Source organism: Mesorhizobium sp. M7A.F.Ca.CA.001.10.2.1, from assembly GCF_003998575.1.
Taxonomy (GTDB): domain Bacteria; phylum Pseudomonadota; class Alphaproteobacteria; order Rhizobiales; family Rhizobiaceae; genus Mesorhizobium.
This window is the reverse complement of sequence record NZ_RZQY01000581.1, coordinates 1-3,981: the sequence shown is the minus strand read 5'-3', so window position 1 is coordinate 3,981 and position 3,981 is coordinate 1. Positions and strand designations below refer to the sequence as shown.

Annotated in this window: 4 protein-coding genes, 1 tRNA gene and 1 pseudogene; 4 read left to right on the top strand and 2 right to left on the bottom strand. The window is 61.0% G+C overall.

Going from position 1 to position 3,981, the window contains the following annotated elements:
• Positions 1 to 551, bottom strand: a pseudogene (locus EN964_RS27730) (phosphomannomutase/phosphoglucomutase); the annotation flags it as partial.
• Positions 552 to 751: 200 nt separating this feature from the next.
• Here EN964_RS27730 and EN964_RS27725 point away from each other — a divergent pair.
• The 4 genes from EN964_RS27725 (at position 752) to EN964_RS27705 (ending at position 2,846) form a co-directional block, all read left to right on the top strand.
• Positions 752 to 828 (top strand) — tRNA-Pro (locus tag EN964_RS27725).
• 782 nt (positions 829 to 1,610) lie between these two features.
• Positions 1,611 to 1,826 carry a hypothetical protein gene (locus EN964_RS27715; protein ID WP_164748709.1) on the top strand — a complete coding sequence of 72 codons (216 nt, stop codon included), beginning with the start codon at positions 1,611 to 1,613 and terminating at the stop codon, positions 1,824 to 1,826.
• Between the two features lie 6 nt (positions 1,827 to 1,832).
• Complete coding sequence (locus EN964_RS38830) at positions 1,833 to 2,276, top strand: hypothetical protein (RefSeq protein WP_236382860.1); 444 nt, start codon at positions 1,833 to 1,835, stop codon at positions 2,274 to 2,276.
• A gap of 225 nt (positions 2,277 to 2,501) precedes the next feature.
• A complete protein-coding gene (locus EN964_RS27705; protein ID WP_127270013.1) occupies positions 2,502 to 2,846 on the top strand; it encodes a hypothetical protein in 345 nt (114 codons plus the stop codon).
• Positions 2,847 to 2,879: 33 nt separating this feature from the next.
• On the opposite strand, the gene EN964_RS27700 is transcribed toward EN964_RS27705, so the two are convergent.
• On the bottom strand, positions 2,880 to 3,981 hold a 1,102-nt coding region (locus EN964_RS27700), incomplete at its 5' end, for an ATP-binding cassette domain-containing protein (RefSeq protein WP_164774144.1).

Here is a 3,981-nt window from a genome sequence, read left to right as displayed (position 1 = left end):
AGATAGGTCGCGCGAAAGTCGCGGATGAAATCGTAGGAGCCGCCGCCGACGAGATCGAAATCACCTGCCAGCACGATCGCCTTCAGCGCGCTCATCTCTTCCGGGCCGAAGGTCAGCGGCCGCGCAGCACCCATCTTGACGCCAGTCCAGCCATTTTCGTTGTGCGAAGCGGTGACCATGGCGACCGAGGGCGTATCCAAAGCGAACTGGGCGAAATACGCCATCGGCGACAACGCCAGTCCGATGTCCCTCACCCGTGCGCCTGCGGCCATCAAACCGGACACCAGGGCCAGTTTGATCGACAGCGAATAGGAGCGGAAATCATGCCCGGTGACGATATCGGGACCGGCGCCGAGACGGCGAATAAGCGTGCCAAGCCCCATGCCGAGCGCCTGGACGCCGATCAGATTGAGCTCCGGCAGTTGCGCGGAGCCGGGATGGCCGAACCACCAGCGCGCATCATATTCGCGAAAGCCGGATGGCTTGATCAGCGCTTCGGTTTCGAATTCGAAACTGTTGGGCCGGGCGTCGCCAACGATGCTGAAAGACAAGACTGGAAACTCCGAATGGCAGAAATTACGAATTGTCGAGGGCTGCGGCTTAGCACACAAGGCTTTAGGCCACGTTTATTCCGGAAGGGAATCCGGGCCTTTCGGGCAATGCTCGACGAAAGCCGACGAAATGCGACAGAAGTGCCGCCGTGCCGCTTGCAGGAACCAAGTGTGGCGGCTATAAGCCCGCGGTCTGGTCACGGAGTGTAGCGCAGCCTGGTAGCGCACCTCGTTCGGGACGAGGGGGTCGCAGGTTCAAATCCTGCCACTCCGACCAGAGAAAACAAAGAGTTAGCGCATCCCGACTTCGGCGCTCCACCTGCCCCTCAAGCGAGACTACTCGCGTCCCCCGTCAGTCGGATGGGCGAATTTCTATTCGCCGTGCCTCTGTGACTCGGCCGACAGCGATGCCTCTTGCACTGGACAGTAACCAGACGGTCCAACCGGCCGCCTGATGCCTTCATGCCTGCGCTCGCGGACAGATCCCGGAAAACATCTCAACTGGTACGCGCGTTTCCGCTCAGCGGAGGCCAAAAAAGCTCAAGATCGCTATCACGATGACTACAGCTCCAACGAGCCAAATGATGTTGTTCATGATCTCTCTCCTGCTGCCTGGGGAAGCCCGCGCCTCTGGCGGAGAACGCGGGCCGACCAGCCTTTGCCGACTGATCTGCAGCAGACCACCAAATCGTGATCCCGGCTGCGAGAAATAAACCATCAGGCACGCCTAATGTTCCGTCGTGCGTCCCATGATCATAGGCGCCGGCATCATCACCACGACAGCACTGTCGTGACAGGTTTCGTCCTAACCCATCGGCACCATCCCGTGGTGATCGAACGACGGGTACCGACGCAGGAATCCGGCCCCGATTCTTGATGGGAGTCGGGTCTTGATGGGAGTGGGGCCACGAGAGGCCTTTGGCACGCATCCCAATCACGCCCGCAACCAGACTTAAGTCCAGCCCCTGCCCGACCGAAGTCCAGGTTGGAAACGCTTGCCCTTGCCCCAAATTCGGGTGGTGGGCGAAAATGATCAATGAAAAACTAAAGAGCAGCAGCATGTCGAACCGTGAGACCAAGAAATCCCATGCCCTTGGCATGCGGATGACAGAGATCAAAGCCAGGATGCAGGAAGCCCAGATTACCGAAGACGAGATGAAGACCTTCCAGAAGGTCGCGGCCATCATGGAGGGCGACGAGGGCCTAATCGAGGTTGACGACCTGATTGCCGCGTCATTCCTCACCGACACGACGCTGAACAGCCAGAAGCGTTAAGCGACCATGCCGACGATTAGCAGACTTTTTGATTCCCCCGCCGATGCGGCGCGGGTCGCCAGCGACTTGGTGGCGGCCGGAATTCCTCGCGTACAGATCGCCATCATCGGGCCTTACAATAACGAGGCGGGATCTCTTAGGGTTTCCGCTTTGGGATCGTTACTTGGCGCTGCCGCCGGCGTGTTGGCCTGCCTGAGCGCCGTTGCGGCCCATGGCATCAATCCTCTTGCTGCGAGCGTGTTGCCAGCAGCGGTGGCTGGCGCGGTCTGCGGCGGCGTTGCCGGCGGTCTGTTTGGAACATTCGCCATGGCCGCCATGAAGGCGGATGATCAAGACGTTGCCGAGGGGGTGGTTCTGGTGATGGCGCATGTCGATGAAAATGACGCCGACATCGCTCAGACAGTGCTCGGCGGTTGCTCCCCGTCGACGTTCGTGGCCGAAGCAGCGTAGGAAAGGACCGCCCGACGTCGCCGGGACGGGCTCTCTGCGTTCACCAGTGATTGAACCCAACACGCGCCAGATAGCAATTCGAGTGGCAGAGAATGTTCCTGCGCCGGACGCAAAGGCTGGCCGGTGGCAGGTTTCTTCGCGGGCCGCATATTTTGACGAAAAGGTCCGTCGGCTTTAGGGTCGATGGACCTGATGGAGTCAGCCAAACGGCGGGCCGAGTGCGACATGAATTTGAATTCAACCACAGCCCCGCCCTTGATTCTTGTGATGACGCTGGTTCTCTTCACTGGCTGTTCATCGCTCGGCAGAACCGTCGATGCAGCGAAATACGATTCGATGACGTGCACCGACCTCAACAGGGCGATGGGAGACGTCGCCCGTGACATCTCGCAAACGGCAATCACGCGCGGCAAGGTGGCCAACACCAATGTTCCACGCTGGCTGCTCGGCGGCTCACGCGTGAAGACCGCGGTAGCCAACCGCGAAACAGCCAGGATCGACCGGCTTAAGCAGCAACAGGATGCCATTGCCGCTGTGCGAGCACGCAAGTGCCCCAGGTCCGCGAATTGAGCGGACAGCCAATGCCTCGGTGCGGAGCCCGGTTCAGGCGCTCAGGCGAAATCGCGTCACGTCGATCGCCGCGGCCATCAGCGTCTGTGTGTAGGCGTGCCGCGGATCGCTGAAGATCGCCTCAGTCGGCCCTTCCTCGACGATCTTGCCCTGTTTCATGACGATGATGTAGTCGGCCATGGCGCGCACGACCGACAGATCGTGGCTGATGAAGAGATAGGACAATTCGTGGTCCGCCTGCAGCTTGCGCAGCAGTTCGACGATCTGTTTCTGCACAGAGCGATCGAGCGCCGAGGTCGGCTCATCCAATACCACCAGCCTGGGCTTCAGGATCATGGCGCGAGCAATGGCGATGCGCTGCCGCTGGCCGCCGGAGAATTCGTGCGGGTAGCGATTGCGTGCGTTGGGGTCGAGGCCGACCTCGCGCAAGGCGTCGACCGCGCGTTGATCACGCTGCTTGCCCGAAAGATCAGGCTCATGCACCAGAAGTCCTTCGGTGATGACTTGGCCGACGGTCATGCGCGGCGACAGCGAGCCGAACGGATCCTGGAAGACGAGCTGCATCTGGCGCCGCAGCGGCCGCATCGCCTGCCTGTCGGCTTGGGAAATGTCGCGATCACCGAAACGGATAAGCCCGTCGCTCGGCAACAGCCGCAGCAAGGCGCGGCCGAGCGTCGACTTGCCCGAGCCGGATTCACCAACGATGCCGATGGTCTGGTTTCGCTGCAGCCGGATCGAGATGTGATCGACGGCACGCAGCATCAGCGGTTCACCAGCAAGAAACCCGCCGCCAATCCTGAACGTCACTTCGACATTTCTACCTTCGAGCAGCACCGGAGCATTGGCGGGCGGCGGCCGCTTGCTGCCGGCCGGCTCGGCCGCCAGCAGCATTTTCGTGTAGGCATGCTGGGGATTGACGAAGATGGCCTCCGCCTCCCCCTCCTCGACAACCTCGCCCTGGCGCATGACATAGACCCGGTCGGCAAAGCGGCGGACGATGCCAAGATCGTGGGTGATGAAGACGATCGCCATGCCGAGCTTGCGCTGCAATTCGGCCAGAAGCATCAGGATCTGCGCCTGGATGGTCACGTCGAGCGCCGTCGTCGGCTCGTCGGCGATCAATATGTCAGGGTCG